At 32.3% G+C, this 18,680-nt stretch carries 18 protein-coding genes; 12 read left to right on the top strand and 6 right to left on the bottom strand.

Annotated elements, in window-relative coordinates; translation table 11 throughout:
- Window positions 1-16: 16 nt before the first annotated feature.
- Window positions 17-658 carry a protein-L-isoaspartate(D-aspartate) O-methyltransferase gene (locus Q4Q35_RS03430; RefSeq protein WP_303276531.1) on the bottom strand — a complete coding sequence of 214 codons (642 nt, stop codon included), beginning with the start codon at window positions 656-658 and terminating at the stop codon, window positions 17-19.
- A gap of 158 nt (window positions 659-816) precedes the next feature.
- On the opposite strand from Q4Q35_RS03430, the gene Q4Q35_RS03425 reads away from it, so the two are divergent.
- The 10 genes from Q4Q35_RS03425 to Q4Q35_RS03380 all read left to right on the top strand — a co-directional run bounded on the left by Q4Q35_RS03425 (window position 817) and on the right by Q4Q35_RS03380 (window position 10,969).
- Entirely contained in the window at window positions 817-1,776 is a 960-nt protein-coding gene (locus tag Q4Q35_RS03425; RefSeq protein WP_303276565.1) for a Gfo/Idh/MocA family protein, read from the top strand.
- Window positions 1,777-1,786: 10 nt separating this feature from the next.
- Window positions 1,787-2,677, top strand: a complete 891-nt coding sequence (locus tag Q4Q35_RS03420; protein WP_303276530.1) for a 3-hydroxybutyryl-CoA dehydrogenase — start codon at window positions 1,787-1,789, stop codon at window positions 2,675-2,677.
- Window positions 2,678-2,734: 57 nt separating this feature from the next.
- On the top strand, window positions 2,735-3,100 hold the full coding sequence (locus tag Q4Q35_RS03415) for a four helix bundle protein (RefSeq protein WP_303276529.1): 366 nt from the start codon (window positions 2,735-2,737) through the stop codon (window positions 3,098-3,100).
- Window positions 3,101-3,157: 57 nt separating this feature from the next.
- Entirely contained in the window at window positions 3,158-4,396 is a 1,239-nt protein-coding gene (locus tag Q4Q35_RS03410; protein WP_303276528.1) for a DUF1015 domain-containing protein, read from the top strand.
- A gap of 92 nt (window positions 4,397-4,488) precedes the next feature.
- A complete protein-coding gene (locus Q4Q35_RS03405) occupies window positions 4,489-5,157 on the top strand; it encodes a YggS family pyridoxal phosphate-dependent enzyme (protein WP_303276527.1) in 669 nt (222 codons plus the stop codon).
- Between the two features lie 35 nt (window positions 5,158-5,192).
- Window positions 5,193-6,557 carry an exonuclease domain-containing protein gene (locus Q4Q35_RS03400; protein WP_303276526.1) on the top strand — a complete coding sequence of 455 codons (1,365 nt, stop codon included), beginning with the start codon at window positions 5,193-5,195 and terminating at the stop codon, window positions 6,555-6,557.
- Window positions 6,558-6,559: 2 nt separating this feature from the next.
- Window positions 6,560-8,518: a DUF3858 domain-containing protein gene (locus Q4Q35_RS03395; protein ID WP_303276525.1), complete on the top strand. Its 1,959-nt coding sequence runs from the start codon at window positions 6,560-6,562 to the stop codon at window positions 8,516-8,518.
- A gap of 24 nt (window positions 8,519-8,542) precedes the next feature.
- Window positions 8,543-9,391 carry an ion transporter gene (locus tag Q4Q35_RS03390; protein ID WP_303276524.1) on the top strand — a complete coding sequence of 283 codons (849 nt, stop codon included), beginning with the start codon at window positions 8,543-8,545 and terminating at the stop codon, window positions 9,389-9,391.
- On the top strand, window positions 9,342-10,286 hold the full coding sequence (gene miaA / locus Q4Q35_RS03385) for a tRNA (adenosine(37)-N6)-dimethylallyltransferase MiaA (protein ID WP_303276523.1): 945 nt from the start codon (window positions 9,342-9,344) through the stop codon (window positions 10,284-10,286). The genes Q4Q35_RS03390 and miaA overlap by 50 nt, the downstream gene beginning before the upstream one ends.
- The gene (locus Q4Q35_RS03380; protein WP_303276522.1) at window positions 10,286-10,969 is read left to right on the top strand and encodes a GNAT family N-acetyltransferase; all 684 of its coding nucleotides are present in this window, start codon (window positions 10,286-10,288) and stop codon (window positions 10,967-10,969) included. Before miaA ends, Q4Q35_RS03380 begins: the two co-directional genes overlap by 1 nt.
- A 51-nt stretch (window positions 10,970-11,020) precedes the next feature.
- Here Q4Q35_RS03380 and Q4Q35_RS03375 read toward each other — a convergent pair whose 3' ends face one another.
- Genes Q4Q35_RS03375 through Q4Q35_RS03365 form a run of 3 tightly spaced genes read right to left on the bottom strand, consistent with a single transcriptional unit; the run spans window position 11,021 to window position 13,632 of the window.
- Window positions 11,021-12,511, bottom strand: a complete 1,491-nt coding sequence (locus tag Q4Q35_RS03375) for a hypothetical protein (RefSeq protein WP_303276521.1) — start codon at window positions 12,509-12,511, stop codon at window positions 11,021-11,023.
- Window positions 12,512-12,521: 10 nt separating this feature from the next.
- A complete protein-coding gene (locus Q4Q35_RS03370; protein ID WP_303276520.1) occupies window positions 12,522-13,097 on the bottom strand; it encodes a hypothetical protein in 576 nt (191 codons plus the stop codon).
- Window positions 13,081-13,632: an RNA polymerase sigma factor gene (locus tag Q4Q35_RS03365; protein ID WP_303276518.1), complete on the bottom strand. Its 552-nt coding sequence runs from the start codon at window positions 13,630-13,632 to the stop codon at window positions 13,081-13,083. Before Q4Q35_RS03365 ends, Q4Q35_RS03370 begins: the two co-directional genes overlap by 17 nt.
- Window positions 13,633-13,968: 336 nt before the next feature.
- Between Q4Q35_RS03365 and Q4Q35_RS03360 the strand changes: the two genes are divergently transcribed.
- Window positions 13,969-14,523 (top strand): DUF2911 domain-containing protein, encoded by a 555-nt coding sequence (locus Q4Q35_RS03360; RefSeq protein WP_303276517.1) that lies wholly within the window; start codon window positions 13,969-13,971, stop codon window positions 14,521-14,523.
- 106 nt (window positions 14,524-14,629) lie between these two features.
- The gene (gene meaB / locus Q4Q35_RS03355; RefSeq protein ID WP_303276516.1) at window positions 14,630-15,700 is read left to right on the top strand and encodes a methylmalonyl Co-A mutase-associated GTPase MeaB; all 1,071 of its coding nucleotides are present in this window, start codon (window positions 14,630-14,632) and stop codon (window positions 15,698-15,700) included.
- 334 nt (window positions 15,701-16,034) lie between these two features.
- Here meaB and Q4Q35_RS03350 read toward each other — a convergent pair whose 3' ends face one another.
- Together Q4Q35_RS03350 and Q4Q35_RS03345 are read right to left on the bottom strand one after the other, a co-directional pair.
- Window positions 16,035-17,189, bottom strand: a complete 1,155-nt coding sequence (locus Q4Q35_RS03350) for a hypothetical protein (RefSeq protein ID WP_303276515.1) — start codon at window positions 17,187-17,189, stop codon at window positions 16,035-16,037.
- Window positions 17,190-17,313: 124 nt separating this feature from the next.
- Complete coding sequence (locus Q4Q35_RS03345) at window positions 17,314-18,615, bottom strand: MFS transporter (RefSeq protein WP_303276514.1); 1,302 nt, start codon at window positions 18,613-18,615, stop codon at window positions 17,314-17,316.
- Between the last annotated feature and the right edge of the window lie 65 nt (window positions 18,616-18,680).

Below are 18,680 nucleotides of genomic sequence, written 5' to 3'. Positions count from 1 at the left end.
CTTTCTAATTTTTTGGCTAATTCTTATCCTCCAACAAAGGCACAAAGCGAAATTCACCAAACTCATGCTGTTCAAATTCTTTAAGACCTTTTCTAATTAATAGTGTCATAATTTGCACATCTTCACCCACAGGAATTACAAGCCTTCCTTCTGGTTTTAACTGACTCAATAAAGGTTTTGGTACAAAAGGAGCACCCGCAGTAACAATAATACTATCAAATGGCGCATCATCAACCAAGCCTTTATAACCATCTCCAAAAATGAGTTTCTTAGCACGATAGCCTAGTTTAGGTAAAAATTTACTGGTTTTTTTAAACAATTCCTGTTGACGCTCAATACTGTAAACCTTAGCACCTAATTCACACAAAACAGCCGTTTGGTAACCACTTCCTGTACCTATTTCTAAAACTTTATCCCCTTTTTTAACTTTCATCAATTCACTTTGAAAAGCTACCGTGTAGGGCTGCGAAATAGTTTGATCGGCAGCAATAGGAAATGCTTTATCTTGATAGGCATGGTCTAAAAAACCAGAATCCATAAATAGATGTCTGGGTATTTTACTTATAGCGTTTAAAACATTTTCATCTGTTATTCCTTTGGCCTTTAAAATGTTAACCAGTTGTTGGCGTAAACCTTTATGCTTAAAAGTGTCTTTCAATGTTAGGGAAGTTTATAACGCTAAAATTAGTTAAACATTTGCAAGATGAAAACAAAATAAGCAAAATTTATTTTCGACATTGAATAAGCTAAAAAATTAGCTGTAAATAATCAAATTCGTGTTGTAAATATCTTATTTTTGTGGAAAACGTAAAATATATGCTTAAAATTGGTGTACTTGGTGCTGGTCACTTGGGTAAAATTCATTTAAGACTCCTTAATCAGTCTGAAAAATATGATCTTGTAGGCTTTTATGATGCTGATGAAACGAACGCAAACAAAGTAGAAACAGAATTTGGCTATAAATTTTTCAATTCCATAGAAGCACTTATTGATGCTGTTGATGTAGTAGATATTGTTACCCCCACACTCTCACATTACGACTGTGCAAAACAGGCCATATCTAAGGGTAAACATATATTTATTGAAAAGCCAATAACAAACACCGTAGAAGAAGCAGAACATATTAGAGAGCTACTGGCAGAACATAACCTTAGAGGACAAGTAGGCCATGTAGAGCGTTTCAATCCTGCTTTTATTGCTGTAAAAGGCGATATAAAATCTCCCATGTTCATCGAATCACATCGTCTAGCAGAATTTAATCCCAGAGGAACCGATGTACCAGTTGTCTTAGATTTGATGATTCACGATATCGATATTATTTTAAGCCTAGTAGGTTCTAAAGTTAAAAATGTGTCAGCCAGTGGTGTTTCAGTGATTAGTGATACACCAGATATTGCAAATGCCCGAATTGAATTTGAAAATGGCTGCGTAGCCAATTTAACTGCTAGTAGAATATCTTTAAAGAAAATGCGTAAAACGCGTTTCTTTCAAAAAGACGCTTATATCTCTGTAGATTTCCTAGAAAAAAAATGCGAAGTCGTTAAAATGAAAAATGCACCGGAACAACCCGGAGATTTTGACATGATACTTCAAAATGCCGAAGGCGTAAAAAAACAAATCTATTTTGATAATCCCAATATATTAGAAAACAACGCTATTCTTGACGAATTAGAAACGTTTGCTGATGCCATAAATAATAATACTCCCCCAATTGTAACGCTTCATGACGGTACAGAAGCACTAAGAGTAGCAACTCAAATAATAAATTGTTTTTAAAAATATTTACATGAAAAACATTGCTGTTATAGGAGCAGGTACCATGGGGAATGGTATCGCTCATACTTTTGCACAAAGTGGTTTTAAGGTTCAACTTATAGATATAAGTGAAACGTCACTCAAAAAAGGCTTAGAAACCATTACCAAAAATCTGGACAGAATGGTAATCAAAGAAAAAATTTCTGAAGCCGATAAAACCAAGACATTATCAAACATTACAGCGTTTACCGATATTTCGGAAGGTATTGCATCTGCCGATTTAGTGGTTGAAGCGGCCACCGAAAACGTGGATTTAAAGCTAAATATCTTCAGGCAATTAGACGACACCTGCTCTAAAGACACCATTTTAGCTACAAATACATCTTCGATATCAATTACGCAAATAGCTGCCGTAACATCCAGACCCGATAAAGTGATAGGGATGCATTTTATGAATCCGGTACCTATTATGAAATTGGTCGAAATTATTCGTGGCTATAATACCAGTGACGATGTAACTAAACGCATCATGGATATGTCTAAAACTTTAGGTAAAATCCCTGTTGAAGTTAACGACTACCCTGGATTTGTGGCAAATCGTATTTTAATGCCTATGATTAACGAATCCATTGAAACATTATACAATGGCGTGGCAGGAGTTAATGAAATTGATACGGTTATGAAATTAGGTATGGCACATCCTATGGGACCATTACAATTAGCAGATTTTATTGGTTTAGATGTCTGCTTGTCTATACTTCACGTGATGTACGACGGATTTAAAAACCCTAAATACGCTCCTTGCCCATTATTGGTGAATATGGTTAGAGCTGGTAAACTAGGCGTGAAATCTGGTGAAGGTTTTTATGATTATTCCGAGAGTAGGAAAGCGGAGAAAATTGCTTCGCAATTTTTGAAGTAATATAGTCGCAGTGGTCAGTGGTCAGTGGTCAGTGGTCAGTAAATGTAAAATTTTTTAATGAAATTTCAGGATTTATTAGCTTATAGAAAATCGTTTGATTTAGCAATGAATGTTTTTCATTTATCTAAATCGTTTCCTAAAGAAGAAACATATTCGCTTACAGATCAGGTTAGAAGATCTTCCCGAAGTGTTTCTGCTAATATTTCGGAAGCGTATCGCAAAAGACTATACCCTAAGCATTTTATAAGTAAATTAATGGATAGTGATGCAGAAAATTCAGAAACCCAAACATGGTTAGAGTTTTCTCTTTATTGTGAATATATTTCAAAAGAAACCTTCAGCGAACTTATGAGTAAAAGTAACGAAATTGGAAAGTTAATCAACTATATGATTCAAAACCCTGAAAAATTTGGATCTAAGTAGTTAATTGGCTGTTTACCTATAATCGAACACTGCTTACTGAACACTGAATACTAAAACATGGCTAAAATAATTCCATTCAAAGCTGTAAGACCAACTCGAGACAAAGTAAGCCTAGTGGCGTCTCGTTCTTACCAAAGTTATACTCAAGCAGAACTGGAAGCTCGTTTAGATTATAATCCGTTTTCATTTTTGCACATAGTAAATCCGGGTTACAAATATCATAAAGATATTACCGGAAAAGAACGTTACAACTTGGTTAAAAATCGGTATTTAGAATTTAAAGAAGATCATATTTTTATTCAAGACGAAACACCTTGTTACTATGCCTACAAAGTTGTTAATCGAGATGGTAATATGTTTTCTGGTATAGTAGCTGCTGCTAGTGCAGAAGATTACAAAAACGATGTTATTAAAAAACATGAAGACACCATAGAATATCGTGAAAATATTTTTAAAGACTATTTAAAAACGGTTGGCTTCAATGCAGAACCTGTGCTCCTAACCTATTCGGGTAACAGTACAATAAATAGTATTATCTCCGAAGTTCAAAAAGAACGTGCAGAATACGAATTTACAACGCACTTTAGAGACACACACTATTTATGGGTTATCGATAATGAAACGTCTATAAAAACCATCCAAAAAGAATTTGAAGATATAGATACGACATACATTGCAGATGGGCACCATCGATCTGCTTCTTCTTATTTGCTTTCAGAAGATTTAAAATCTGAAAACAAACAGCATACAGGAAACGAGGCTTATAATTATTTCATGGCCTATCTAATTCCAGAATCTGACTTAAAAATCCATGAGTTTAACAGGCTTGTTAAAGATTTAAATGGATTAACCAAAGAAGCTTTTTTGATACAGTTGGATAGATTATATCGTATAGAAAATAGAGGTAACGAATTATATAAACCAAATAAAAAACACCATTTTAGTATGTATCTGGATGGTGAGTTTTATTCTTTGTATTTAAGAAAAAGTAATTATACATTTAACAACGCTTTAGATGCTTTAGATACTCAAATTCTTTACAAAACCATTTTAGAGCCTATTTTAGGAGTTTCAGATTTACGTAACGATACACGAATCGATTACTCACATGGTAAGAATGATTTAGTTACTATAAAAAGCAAAGTAGATAGTGGTATATTTAAAGTAGGATTTGGCCTGGTTCCTATTACTATTGAAGAAATGAAAGCCATTGCAGACAATCATTTAACCATGCCCCCAAAAAGTACTTTTATAGAACCAAAGTTACGAAGTGGTGTTGCTATTTATGAATTCTAGTTCCTACGACATATGCTAAACTTGTTTCAGTAAAGCAGGAATCTCATCAAAAGAAACCATAATGTAATTATTATGACAAATTTCATTTAATAATGAGTATACAACAAAACCTTAAAAAGATAAAGTCATTATTGCCAGAGCACGTAACACTCGTTGCTGTTTCGAAAACAAAACCTGTAAGCGATTTAATGGAAGCTTATAATGCAGGGCAACGTATTTTTGGAGAGAACAAGATTCAGGAAATGGTGAATAAGTATGAAAACATGCCCAAAGATATTGAATGGCACATGATTGGACACGTACAAAGCAATAAAGTAAAATATATGGCCTCTTTTGTACATTTAATTCATGGTGTAGATAATTTTAAGCTATTAAAAGAAATAAATAAACAAGCTATAAAACATGGCAGAGTTATTGATTGTTTACTTCAAATAAAAATAGCAACAGAGGATTCTAAATTTGGAATGACACCAGATGAGGCTTCAGAAGTTATAAAATCAGATACATTTTCAGAATTAAAAAATATTAAGATAGTCGGACTCATGGGCATGGCGACATTTACCAATGACGAAAATCAAGTAAAAAAAGAATTCGATTACTTAAAAAGTACTTTTGAAAATTTAAAGCTGATAAACACCCACAACTACCAATTAAATACTATTAGTATGGGTATGAGTGGCGATTATCAATTAGCCATTAATTGTGGGAGTACTATGGTTCGTGTGGGAAGTAGTATATTTGGAGCAAGAAATTATAAATAAACATGTTTAAACAAAAATAAACGCATAAATATTTTTTGTACGCAATATTAGACATAGAAACTACTGGAGGTAAGTATAATGAAGAGGGCATTACAGAAATTGCAATCTATAAACATAATGGTCATGAAGTAGTCGATCAATTTATAAGCCTTGTTAATCCAGAACGTGAAATACAGCCTTTTGTAGTAAACCTAACAGGTATAAACAGTAATATGTTGCGCCATGCACCAAAATTCTATGAGGTTGCCAAACGTATCGTAGAAATCACTGATAATTGTATTTTGGTAGCCCACAACGCCCAGTTCGATTATCGCATTTTAAAAACAGAATTTAACCGTTTAGGGTTCGATTTTGAAAGAAAATCACTTTGTACTGTCGAGCTTTCAAAAAATTTAATTCCCGGTCAACCTTCCTATAGCTTAGGTAAATTAGTCAGATCTCTTGGTATTCCTGTTACAGATAGACATCGAGCCTCTGGAGATGCATTAGCAACAGTCAAACTGTTTAAAATGCTTTTAGATAAAGACACGTCTAAAAGTATAATTCAAAAATCTGTACGGTTAAATCCGAAACACCAATTAGAACCAAAGCATATAGATATTATAAAAGAATTACCTGCCATTACAGGTGTTTACTATATACATAAAGCGAACGGCGATATTATATATATTGGAAAAAGCAATAATATAAAAAAACGTATCAATCAGCATTTTACAAACACAAATCCAAAATCAAAAAAAATACAAGCACAGGTTGCCTCTGTAACTTACGAAGCCACAGGGAGTGAGCTAGTAGCTCTTTTAAAAGAAAGTGAAGAAATAAAACGTATTAAGCCTATACTTAACAGGGCATTACGTCGAACAATTTTTACTCATGCTTTATATAGTTTTAAAGACGAAAACGATTATATTAATTTAAAAATTGATATTGCCGACATGCGTAAAAAACCAATTACCACTTTTAGTAATAGACATAGTGGTAAAAATTTTATAATTAAAGCTATTGAGGAATATAGCTTATGCCAAAAGCTAACAGGTATATATAAAACAAATAACAGTTGCTTTAATTACGATATAAAAACGTGTAAAGGAGCTTGTGTACAAAAAGAACCTACAGAGTCTTATAATAAAAGAGTAGAATTATTATTGTCTAAAAACTGTTATTCCAACAAAAACATGGTGCTTATAGATAAGGGTCGCGATGTAGATGAACGTAGTGCCATACTAATAGAAAATGGTGTATTTAAAGGCTTAGGGTTCTTTAATCTTAACTATCAAATAAATAATATTGAGATTTTAGAGTCTATTATTACCCCCATGAACAACAATAGAGATACTCAGCATATTATTCAAAGTTACTTACGTAAAAACAAAAAAGTAAAACAAATTATATTGGATTAAACATGAAACAAATTACCCTGTTTTTTTTACTTCTCCTTAATCAAATGATTTTTTCACAATCAGATTTTAATTCTGAATCGTACAGAGTTAATTTAAGTGATATTGAAACTAATAGTTTTAAAAAAGATTCTACAGCTAATGCTTTAATAATATATGAACTCGGAAATAGTTATGTTGATAAAAATGACTATCGCTTAAGAACCGAGATTAAACGAAAAATAAAAATATTAAATAAAGAAGGTTTTAACAAAGCCAATGTTTCCATTCATTTATATAATAAAAAAGAAAGAAAAGAAAACGTAAAGAAAATTGTCGCAACAACTTATAACTTGATAAATGGTGAGGTCACTAAAACTAAGCTACAAGAAAAAGATATTTATAGAGAAAAATACGATGAAAATCATACCCTAGTTAAATTTACCTTGCCCAATATTAAAGAAGGTTCTGTAATAACCTATAGCTATACACGTATCTCTCCTTTTATGTTTAAGTATGAGGGATGGAATTTTCAAAGTGATATCCCAACTTTATACAGCGAATACAGAACAAGTATTCCAGGGAATTGGTACTATAATATTAAGTTAGTAGGTGGTAAAAAGTTAATCACAAATACATCAGAAATAAAAAAGAACTGCCTTGAAGGTGGTAGAGGTGCCAGTGCAGATTGTGGCAATAGTGTTTATGCCATGAAAGATATACCTGCTTTTATAGAAGAAGATTATATGACTGCTGAAAGTAATTATTTGGCACGAATAGAGTATGAATTACAAACATTTAAAGGTTTTGACGGTACAGTAAATGATTATACAAAAACATGGAAAACCGTTGATAAAGAATTTAAAACAGATAAAGATATAGGTAAACAGCTAAGAAAATCTATAAATATAGAAGATATACTGCCTGTTGAAATTATTAATGAAACCGATTTATTAAAAAAAGCAAACGCCGTTTATAGGTATGTTCAGGAAAACTACATATGGAATGGGGATTACAAAATATTTCAAGATGTTTCTATTAAAGATTTAATTAAAAACAAATCTGGAAACGTATCCTCAATAAACATTTTACTGCATAATTTATTAAAAGAATGTGGCATTATTGTAAAACCTATGTTGTTATCGACTAGGAATAATGGGTTTGCAACAACAATTTTTCCGGTTATTTCAGATTTTAACTATATAATCGTTCAGGCAACCATAGACGATAAAACCTATAATTTAGATGCTACAGACCCATATTTAAGCTTTGGTGATCTGCCATTTAGATGCCTAAATAATTATGGCAGACTTATGGATTTTAAAAATGGTAGTGAATGGATAGATATAGAACCTGCCAGGCCTTCAAACGTTATGTATCAAGTAAAATTAGAACTTGATGAAGATGAAGCTATTTCAGGAAACATCATATCAAAACGAACAGGATATCATGCCATTAATCATAAAAAATCATACTATCAAAACAACCAGGCATACCTTGAAAAACTGGAAAACAACTATCCATACATTGATATTTCAGATTTTGAAGTAACCAGTGATGGCACAACAAGTCAAGACTTTAAAGAATCATATCACATAGGTTATAATTATGAAGACACAGGAGACCATATTTATTTAAACCCCTTTTTTGTCACCTTTTTTAATGAAAACCCATTTAAACTTCAAGAAAGAACATATCCTATTGATTTTGGCTACAAAGACTCTTATTATTATGGATTTAAGCTTCATTTTGATGATAATTATACCATAGTAGAATCACCTAAAGACAAACAGATAACCTTACCCAATAACTCAGGCACAATCCTTTTTTCATCTCAAACTTTAGGTAATACTATTAGTATTATACTAAATATAAAATTCAATAAAGCTATTTATGAGCCGGAATATTACCCTTATTTAAAAGAGTTTATGAGCGAAATTGTCAATATTCAAACAAATTCACTTATACTTTTAAAGAAAAAGTAATCTATCTTTCTTACATTTGAATTCATGGATAAGCCAAAAAAAAAGCATTGGAAAATAAGACTTCATGACGTTATTTATGAAGCCGACACTTCCGCAGGAAAGCTATTTGATATTATTTTACTTGTAACTATTATAGCAAGTATTATCTTGGTGATGCTGGAGAGTGTTAAAACTTTCGATACTAAATATCACGATTTTCTTAACATATCAGAATGGGTTATTACCATACTATTTAGCTTAGAATATATTGCCAGAATAGTTACTGTAAAAAAGCCCTATAAATATATTATTAGCTTTTATGGTATAGTCGATTTATTAGCCACCATTCCAAAATATATATCACTAATCTTTGGAGGGGTTCATGCTTTAGCTGCTTTACGCGCCTTACGTTTGTTACGGGTTTTTAGAATTTTAAAATTAGCCCGCTATTTGGGAGCCTCTTATACGTTAATTAAAGCTTTAAAAGCCAGTCGTGTAAAAATTTCTGTTTTCCTGTTTACTGTCATTATAATTTCTATTATTCTAGGAACCATTATGTATTTGGTTGAAGGTGACGAAGCCGGTTTTACAAGCATTCCAGCCAGCGTTTATTGGTGTATTGTAACACTTACTACGGTTGGGTACGGAGATATTTCGCCTGTAACACCACTTGGTCAATTTATAGCATCTATTGTTATGATATTAGGATACGGTATTATAGCTGTACCTACCGGGATTGTATCTGCCGAGTATGCCACACAAAACAAAGCAGATAAAGAACTGGATAAAAACGTACCGCTAAACTCCCAATCTTGTGTAAACTGTATGGCTGAAAAGCATAAAGATGATGCCGAATTTTGCTATAAATGCGGATATAATTTACATGATGAATAAAACGCTTATTTCTATAGTAGGCCCAACTGCAATTGGTAAAACTGCTTTAAGTATTAAGTTGGCTCAACATTTTAACACCGAAATACTATCGGCAGATTCGCGACAATTTTTTAAAGAAATGCAAATTGGCACTGCGGCGCCAACACCCGAAGAGTTAGCTGCTGCGAAGCATCATTTTATTCATCATAAATCGATAAAAGACCATTACAATGTTGGTGCTTTTGAAAAAGATGCTATTAATACTTTAGATACCCTTTTTAAAACCCATGATATTGTTATAATGGTTGGCGGTTCTGGACTCTATGTTGATGCTGTTAATAAAGGCTTAGACGATTTTCCTGAAGTTGCAAGTAGCATACGGGAGAGGCTTAATGCCGATTTAAAAACCAAAGGACTTACACATTTACAAGAACAATTAGAGCTGCTTGATACGGTAGCTTATAGCACGATTGCCATAGATAATCCGCACCGTGTTATTCGTGCCTTAGAAATTTGTATTGGTACAGGTAAACCCTATTCTTCATTTTTAAAGAAAGGAAATGTAAAACGTTCCTTTAAAACGATTACTGTTGGATTAACTGCCGAAAGAGAAACCATATACAACCGTATTAACAAACGGGTTGACATAATGATGCAAGAAGGCTTATTAGATGAAGTTAAAAGCTTGGTTCCTTTTAAAGACTTAAACGCTTTAAATACAGTTGGCTACAAAGAATTATTTAATTACTTAAATGATGAATGGTCGCTTGATTTTGCTATTTCTGAAATTAAAAAAAATACACGACGCTTTGCAAAACGTCAACTAACTTGGTTTAAAAAGAATGAAGGTACCTTATGGTTTGATTACAAGGCGCCTATAGATGAAGTTATTAAAAAATTAAATACTCTTTATTAATGTCAATTTTAGAAGATGCATTAGATAATCCTGTTTGGTTTTCTTTAACCGATACTCATTTTAATGCCTGTATCGATTATGGTAATGTGAAATTTTTTCATACAGATTACGGGCCATTTGGAGCCTTTATAAATAATGAGGATACCAGTATTGCTATAGAAAAACATGGTAAATTAATAACAGATTTTTTTATTGTTGGGGAAAAGCCTAAAATGCCATTACATTATGACGAACCTATAGAATATACAGGTTTACAAATGATTATATATAATAAGATAGACTACCCCATAACAGAAACAATTATTGAGTTAACAGAAACTCATTATGATGATTTAATTGATTTGGTAAAACTGGTGTATCCCGAATATTTTAAACCAAAAACCAACCAATTAGGGCCGTATTATGGAATTTATAAAGACCAAAAACTGGTTGCTGTAACCGGTGAACGTATGCAAACTAATAATTTTATTGAAATTAGTGCTGTAATAACACACCCCGATTATACTGGTAAAGGCTATGCAAAACAGCTTATAACACACACTGTTGAAAGGATTTTTAAAAAAGATAAAATACCGTTTTTACACGTAGATCAAACAAATTTAGGACCTATACAACTATATAAAAAATTAGGGTTTACTGTACGAAGAAAACTTAATTTCTGGAAGATAATTGGTAAAAAATAATGAAGCTTATAATTAATTTAACTATAAGTAAAAATTTAATTATAAGTAAACTTACTTCATAGCCACGTTACTATATTTAGCATTAATAACAATGCTTTTTCCACTACTTAAATTACCAGTTGAAAAAGTAGAAATATTACCAGTCGTTTTGTTAGGATGTTTAAAACGTGTGCGGTTCCCTTTATACTGTAAATTATGAGCTACTTTAGGAAGTGAAATATCGGCATTACTATTTTGAATGATAATATTTAAGTTAGAAAAAGCATCATCAATATCTAAAATCTTTAAATCACCAATATTACCGTCAATTATGGCGCTTCCTAATAAATGTTTAATAGTTGTATTAGATGAATTTGAATTCAAAACCATATGCTTTACATGGGCTAGTTCAACGTTTTCTGTATACCGTAGATTTAATTCTCCTAAATTCCAATAATTTACATAAACCGGAGAATAAGAAGCATTAACGGAAGTAGAACTTCCATTAATGCTATATGCTGTAAACTTTGTATGCGACAATTCAGCTTTTAAATCGTCAACATTTGCAGCGAATTCTATTTCACCATGCCTTACATTAACCTTTAACTTAGCTTTTTTTGGCATTTTAATTTTAATGGTTTTTTTAACCTTAGAACGTGATTCCCCATTTACCATTTTCTTAATTAAAACCCGTCTTTCTCCTGCTAATTTCTCGCGTTCCTTAGCATGCTTTTTGCGCTGTTCTGCACGTCTTTTAAGTATTTCTTCCCGCTTTTTGTGTATCGCTTCCATACGCTCAGCTTGTGCTTCAGATCGCTTTGCCTGTGCTTCTACACGTGCAGCTTGCCTTTCCATTTGTTTTGTAAATCGTTTACTCAAAACTTCCATTTCCTTTTCGTACTTTTTTTCCCACTCTCCATCAAACCTTTTAGCCCATACTTCCATTTTTTTAGCATACTCATCGCCATATTTCGATTCAAATTTTTGGGTATACTCTTCTAAGTACTTCTCACCATCTTTTTTGTAGGCTTCATAATCAAAATGAAAATTATGTATCCCTTCCGGCAACTCCGGTAATTCAGGTAGTTCCGGCATTTCTGGTATTACAAGTATATCTGGTACATCTGGTATTACAAAGTCTTCTTCTTCAATTATGATTTCCGGCAAATCTGCTAATTCAAACTTTAACTCTTCTAAAACGGCATGTACAGCTGCATTATCTTCATGTCCATGATTATACGTCCAAGCAGTTGCTCCTGTTCCTTTTGTTCTAATTTTCACTTGTTTACCCGAAGCATCTATATCTACATCCCAATGTTCCAATGCGTTTTCTAATGCTTCTTTACTTAAGCCATCACCTTCAATATAAGCTTCAATTTCAATGATATCTTTATGCCATGTATCAAATACTATATTACAATTACTTGTGTTTAAATCTATTGTCACATCTTTATCTACATTAATAGATTGAGATACTTTAGTTAATTTTTGCTGCGCCATGAGCCCTCCAGTAATAAGAAAACTTAAAGCTAATAGCTTTATTTTTATAATACTCTTGTTCATTTTTTGATTTTTAGATTGATTGTTCTACGTCTTCACCACTAGTATCCGAAGTATTTAACTCCTTTAACTGCGCTCTTAAACGATACAAAAGATTTAAACGAAACTTTAAATTGTCAATTAATGCATTTACCGTTAACTCACTAGGTCCAGATTCTGTTAATTCTACAGAAAGCCTTTGGTATTCTTTATCAAGCTCATCCAATTGCAATAAATACCCATCAAAAAGATCTTTGGTTTCGGGCGTATATTTCATTTTAGATAACTCTAAATTAATACTCGCCAAATAATAATCTTCCACTTTTTTAAGTCCAGGAGAAACATCTCCCAAAGTTTTTGTTTCAACAGTTTTAGTCGTCACTACCTCTGTTGGTTTATTAACTTTTGGTTGAAAATACTTGAAAGCACCAAAGCTTAAACCTATAAACAGTACAACACTTGCTGCTATACGTATCTTATTAAATTTAGGTTTGGTTGCCAACGGCATAGCTTTATCTAATTTTTTAAGAAACCGCTCTTGATGATTTTTAGGCATTGTTTCATGCGACATTTTATCATCTTTAAATAACTCTCTAATATCTCGTGCCATGTTTTTTAAGTTTTAACAGTTCTTGTAATTTTGCTTTACCTCTAGATAATTGAGCGCGCGAAGCGACTTCAGAAATACTTAAAATCTCAGAAATTTCCTGATGGTCATATCCTTCAATTAAATACAGCATCACTACATATTGATATTTATCCGGTAATTTATTAATGGCAATTTTTACATCATTTAATGTCATTGCGTCGTCTACTAACCATTTGTCATCAAGTGTTGTATCGATCACTTTTAGGTGCACCTCATCTAATGCAATAAGTTGTTGCTTTTTAGATTTTAAGAAGTCGATACTTTTATTAATAACAATACGTTTTAACCAAGCTCCAAAGGTAACTTCAGCTTTATATTGATGTAATTTAGAAAAAGCTTTAATAAAAGCTTCTTGTACAACATCTTCGGCCTCAGCAGTATCTTTTAAAAATCGTTTAGCAACAATATACATCCCATCACAGTACTGGTTGTATAACTGTAATTGTGCTTTGCGATTGTTTTGTTTACATTGTTCAATAATGTCAACCTGAAACATGCTTATCCTACTTTTGGTTCTTAGTTAGTCCGTTTTAAAGACGGTAAAAAAAATACAGTGTGACAAAAAAAATATTTTTTTTTAAGATACGAACTCATTTATAGTTTTTCAATTGGCTGCAAAATGTTTTTTTATTCCAATATTTTATCTTTTTCTTACTACGTAACAATGCTATGTAGTGCAAAAAAGCTATCATCTTGAAATAAAACATCTATTTTTCGCTTCAATCAAAAAAATTTAAATGAGTTCGCATAAGAAAACTTAAAAAATCTGCGTTTACTTTATTAGTAATTATTACTTTTTGAAGTATATTTATGACCTCTTAATATTCCTTATATGAACACTTTTTTAAAACGCATATTATTTCTATTATCTATCATAGCATTAGGGCTATTTTTATATTCGTTTTTTGTTGAAAATATTTTTTCACAACGCTTAAGTCCTAAAGATACAGTAGAGTTTAAGCTTAATGATTTAAAGCTTGAAGTGTTTTATAATAGGCCTTATAAAAAAGACAGGGCGATTTTTGGGGCTTTAGTTCCTTTTAATAAAGTATGGCGTACAGGTGCTAATGAGGCTACCACGTTTGAAACCAATCAAGCTCTCGACGTACAAGGCATGCCACTTCCTATGGGCAAATACACGCTTTGGACTGTACCTAAAGATACAACTTGGACCATTCTTTTTAACTCCAAGCAATATCCTTGGGGTGTGAATTCTGATATGGAACCTATGTGGGATCCTAACTATGATGTTTTAAATATTGAGGTTCCTGTACAAAAATTACCATCAGCTGTAGAACAATTTACTATTGCTTTCGATAATTCTACCGATAACTTGTTTTTAACCATGGCTTGGGACGATGTAAAAATTGCTGTGCCGCTTAAGTAAGTTCTCAGTATTCAGCGTTCGGTGTTAAGTTGCAGTAATCTATTTTCTCAAATAAAATAGTAAATTAGACAAACATTTGTTTATTTCCCGAAAAGCGGGACTAGCTATGACAAAAAATAAAAAATCTGCACTTAAAGAAAAAAAAGGTGTTTCAATTTCTGAAATCACCAATCAATCTACCATTAAATCTATTAAAGAAAAACGTCGATCTGAAATTAATACAGATAGCTTAGTAGCATCTATTTTAAATAAAGACATAACGGCTTTAAGCAGAGCTATCACTTTAGTTGAAAGTAAAAATCCAGCACATTTAAAAAAGGCAAATACCATAATAAAAGCATGCTTACCGCATGCTAATAAATCGATTCGTATTGGTATTACTGGGGTTCCTGGAGTTGGAAAAAGTACGTTTATTGAAACCTTTGGTAAACATCTTACAGCTAAAGGAAAACGCATTGCTGTTCTGGCTATAGATCCAAGTAGTACACTTACAAAAGGTAGTATTTTAGGTGATAAAACCAGAATGGAAGATTTAGTAAAAGATGATAACGCATATATACGTCCATCTGCTTCTGGAGATTCTTTAGGAGGTGTTGCAAGAAAAACCAGGGAAACTATTATTTTATGTGAAGCTGCTGGTTTTGATGTTATTATTATTGAAACTGTGGGCGTTGGACAAAGTGAAACCACCGTACATAGCATGGTCGATTTCTTTTTATTATTAAAATTAGCCGGTGCTGGCGACGAATTGCAAGGGATAAAACGGGGTATTATAGAAATGGCAGACACCATTGCCATTAATAAAGCCGATGGTGATAACTTGAAATCTGCCAAACTTGCAAAAGTAGAATTTAACAGAGCACTTCACCTCTACCCTGGTAGATCATCTAACTGGCAACCTAAAGTAAGCATTTGTAGCGCCCTTAAAAATGAGGGTATTGATGCTATCTGGGAATTGATCTTAGATTACGTAGCCATTACTTCTAAAAACAATTACTTTTACGAGAAGCGAAATGAGCAAAATAAATTTTGGCTCATTCAAACTATTGAAGAACAGTTAAAGTCAGATTTTTTTAATACACCAAAAATCAAAAAAGAACTGGAAAATCAATTGCAACTTATAGAAACCAATCAAACCACTCCTTTTGCTGCTGCCGATTATTTATTAAAAATGTGATTTTTTTCTAATAAATAATTTCTTAAAAACAATTATTCCTGCTTGTCAGCTGCTACGGTGTACCCAGATCTTTTTTAAGTATTATGACTGCAAACTAAACTCTGAGCATTAAACGATAATTAAGCCACGAATTGCACAAATCTACACGAATAGAACCTCAATGTATTTGAAATCTCTATGCCTAGCATAAACACGAATCAGACTTTCAGTCTATCATAATACCTATACAGGTTAGAAATCTGCCGGTAGGCAGAAAAATTCGTGAAATTAGTGTCTACCTTTTATATAGTATTATTTTTAAGTATAACAAATCACCAACAAGCAGTTCGCAATATTATTTAATAATATTTGCAGTTACTGTTACTTCTACTGGTTCAAACAAATCATCACTATCAAAATCATGATATATTCTGGTATAAAAAACAGCTGTTGTTTTATAAGTTCCTTCTGGAAAATATTGAGATACCCTTACATTTACATTGGCACTTTCTCCAGGTATTAACCCACCACTAGGCAATGCTCTATCTACAGTAATTACATTCGTTGTTGGTGTAATAACCGGACTTATATCTTTATAAATTGTGGCCTTTTGAAAATTAATTTTATGGTTTCCCTGATTGACCCATTTCGTTACACCAGGAAAATATTCTGATGTTCCTTCTGTTGCATCTGGAGATGTAACAGATACCGTTTCTATTCTTACAGGATTTACAACATCAACAATTACATTGGTTGTTCTAACATTATCACCATTCCTGTCTTTAACTGTTAAGTATAAAGGCTTTGGGTATTTTAAATCAAAACTGGTATCTACAGTAGGGAATTCAACATTAGTATTTAAGTTGTTTTCTTGAGTATAATACAGCGTTGTGCCATCATAAGCAATGGTTGGTACTAAATCTGTAAAATCGGTTCCTAAAGGCACAAAAAGGTATATTTTATCTATCCCACCGTCATCCTCAACTGTTTTTGTAATTGTAATATCGTTGGGCAGGCTTGGGTTTTTGCTTTTTTCGAATGTAAATCCTGTTATTTTTAAAGTCTCAGGAACAGGTGCTACTTCCTTAATAATACTAACATTGTAATGCAATAATGCTTCTTGATCTCCTGTAGCTGCACTAATAGTAAATACATGTACTTTACCATCTTCAAAAGATAAGTTTACACTATTACTGGGCGAAATACTAAACTTACTTAAATTAAGTTCTTTTGAGGTAATAGATGCACTTATATTCTCTAAAGACGTTATGGTGCTTGGCAGCGTAATTTTTATCTCTCCATAAGTGACTTCTTTATTATCTACAATCTCAGGTTGTACAATTTCTATTCCTGTAGGTTCTATTGCAAATAATGGAAAATCTAAAAGTTTAGCTTCTTCTATATTAAGAACTGAGGTTGATGGGCTATTATTATCATCAGAACAACTCATCGTAAAAAGCATAGAAAATAATATGATTCCTATACTTTGTAATTTAATAATCTTTTTCATTTAATTTTTTGAGGCATTTAATCTTGTAAGGGCAAACTTATAAAATTATGGTTGAATTTCTAAAGCAAAATGGGGTTTTTTTCATTTATATGTTAGCATATATAAAATAAATTTATCCTACTAATTATTGAGGGTTTTTAACCCTAACAGAGCCAATAATTAAAAACAATAAAAATGCTAATGCGATATAACTTATATAAATATAAGACCCTAAACTTGTAAAAGAATAACTAAACAAACTGGGGGCAATAGCACTGGCTACCACTAAAAAACTCATGATTTTCCCTGTTATAGACCCCAAATATTTTCTACCATAAAACCGTGGCCATGTTACTGCATTTACAACAGCAAACAAGCCACTATATGCCCCTAACCCTATTATTATAAGATATACCCCAAAGGTATTAGACAATAATAAAAGCCCTAAAGATGCTAAAACACCACTAAGCAACATAAGGTATAAATAGACTTTGTGTTGAACGTAATCACTCAAAATATTGCATAAAGTAGATACAGATATGGCTATAATTGAAATGGGGATAAAAATTGCTATTGCCTGGTTTTTTGGGTAATCATGACTTGTAAAAATAGACACCACATGAAATGTAAAACCTGTTGAGAAAAAACTACTAAAGGCCAATGCAAAACCAAACATCCAAAACGCTCTGGTTTTTTTAGCTTCTTTTAAAGTAAAATCGGTTTCTACATTTTCTACCTTAACGTCATCACTTCCTTTAGTATCACCGTCTGGTAGCATATTAAAATTTTCCGGTTTATTTCTATATAGTTGTAAAATAAGCAGACTAAAAATAAACAGACAAATGGCAATAATCTGCCAACTCACCTGCCACCCATTATTGTCTATAAGCTTGTTTATAAAAAACGGAGCACTGGAAAAACCAAGAGACACAGTAATACTACTAATAGCATTTATTTTACCTCTATTTTTTTTAAACCAAATCATAATCATATTCCTAGAGGCCATAGTTAAAACACCCTGTCCGCTAAACCTTACGAAGAAAAACAAAACGGTTATTAACAGAAAAGGTATTAACCAAGAATCAAAATTTAAAAGTGATTTTATATACTCACTAATCTCAACAGAAACAGAACATATTAAAACTGATAGCCCTAAAAGCAATGCTGCAAAAAAAGCGACATATCTGGCACCATAAGTATCAAACCAAACGCCAGCTTTTGCAACTAGTAGTGCACTTAAAAGCGTTCCTATCATGTAGGCATTACTAAATTGGTTTCTGGTAAGTCCTAAGGCATCCTTTACCGGGTCTGTGAAAACAGAAATACCTATGGTTTGTCCCGGAGCACTTGCTAAAACACCAATGCTTCCAATAAAAAGAATAACATATCCATAAAAAAAAGGAAACTTTTTAGGGTTTATAAATGAAAATTTGTTGGGGTTGGACATATGCAATTTTAAACCATCAAAAGTAATAGTTATTTATCTATCATTGCTATAGATTCCTTTTTAAA

The sequence above is a fragment of the Flavivirga aquimarina genome (assembly GCF_030540835.1).
GTDB classification, from domain to species: Bacteria; Bacteroidota; Bacteroidia; order Flavobacteriales; family Flavobacteriaceae; genus Flavivirga; species Flavivirga aquimarina.
The sequence above is the reverse complement of the archived record's forward strand: the minus strand, read 5'-3'. Positions and strand labels throughout refer to the sequence as shown.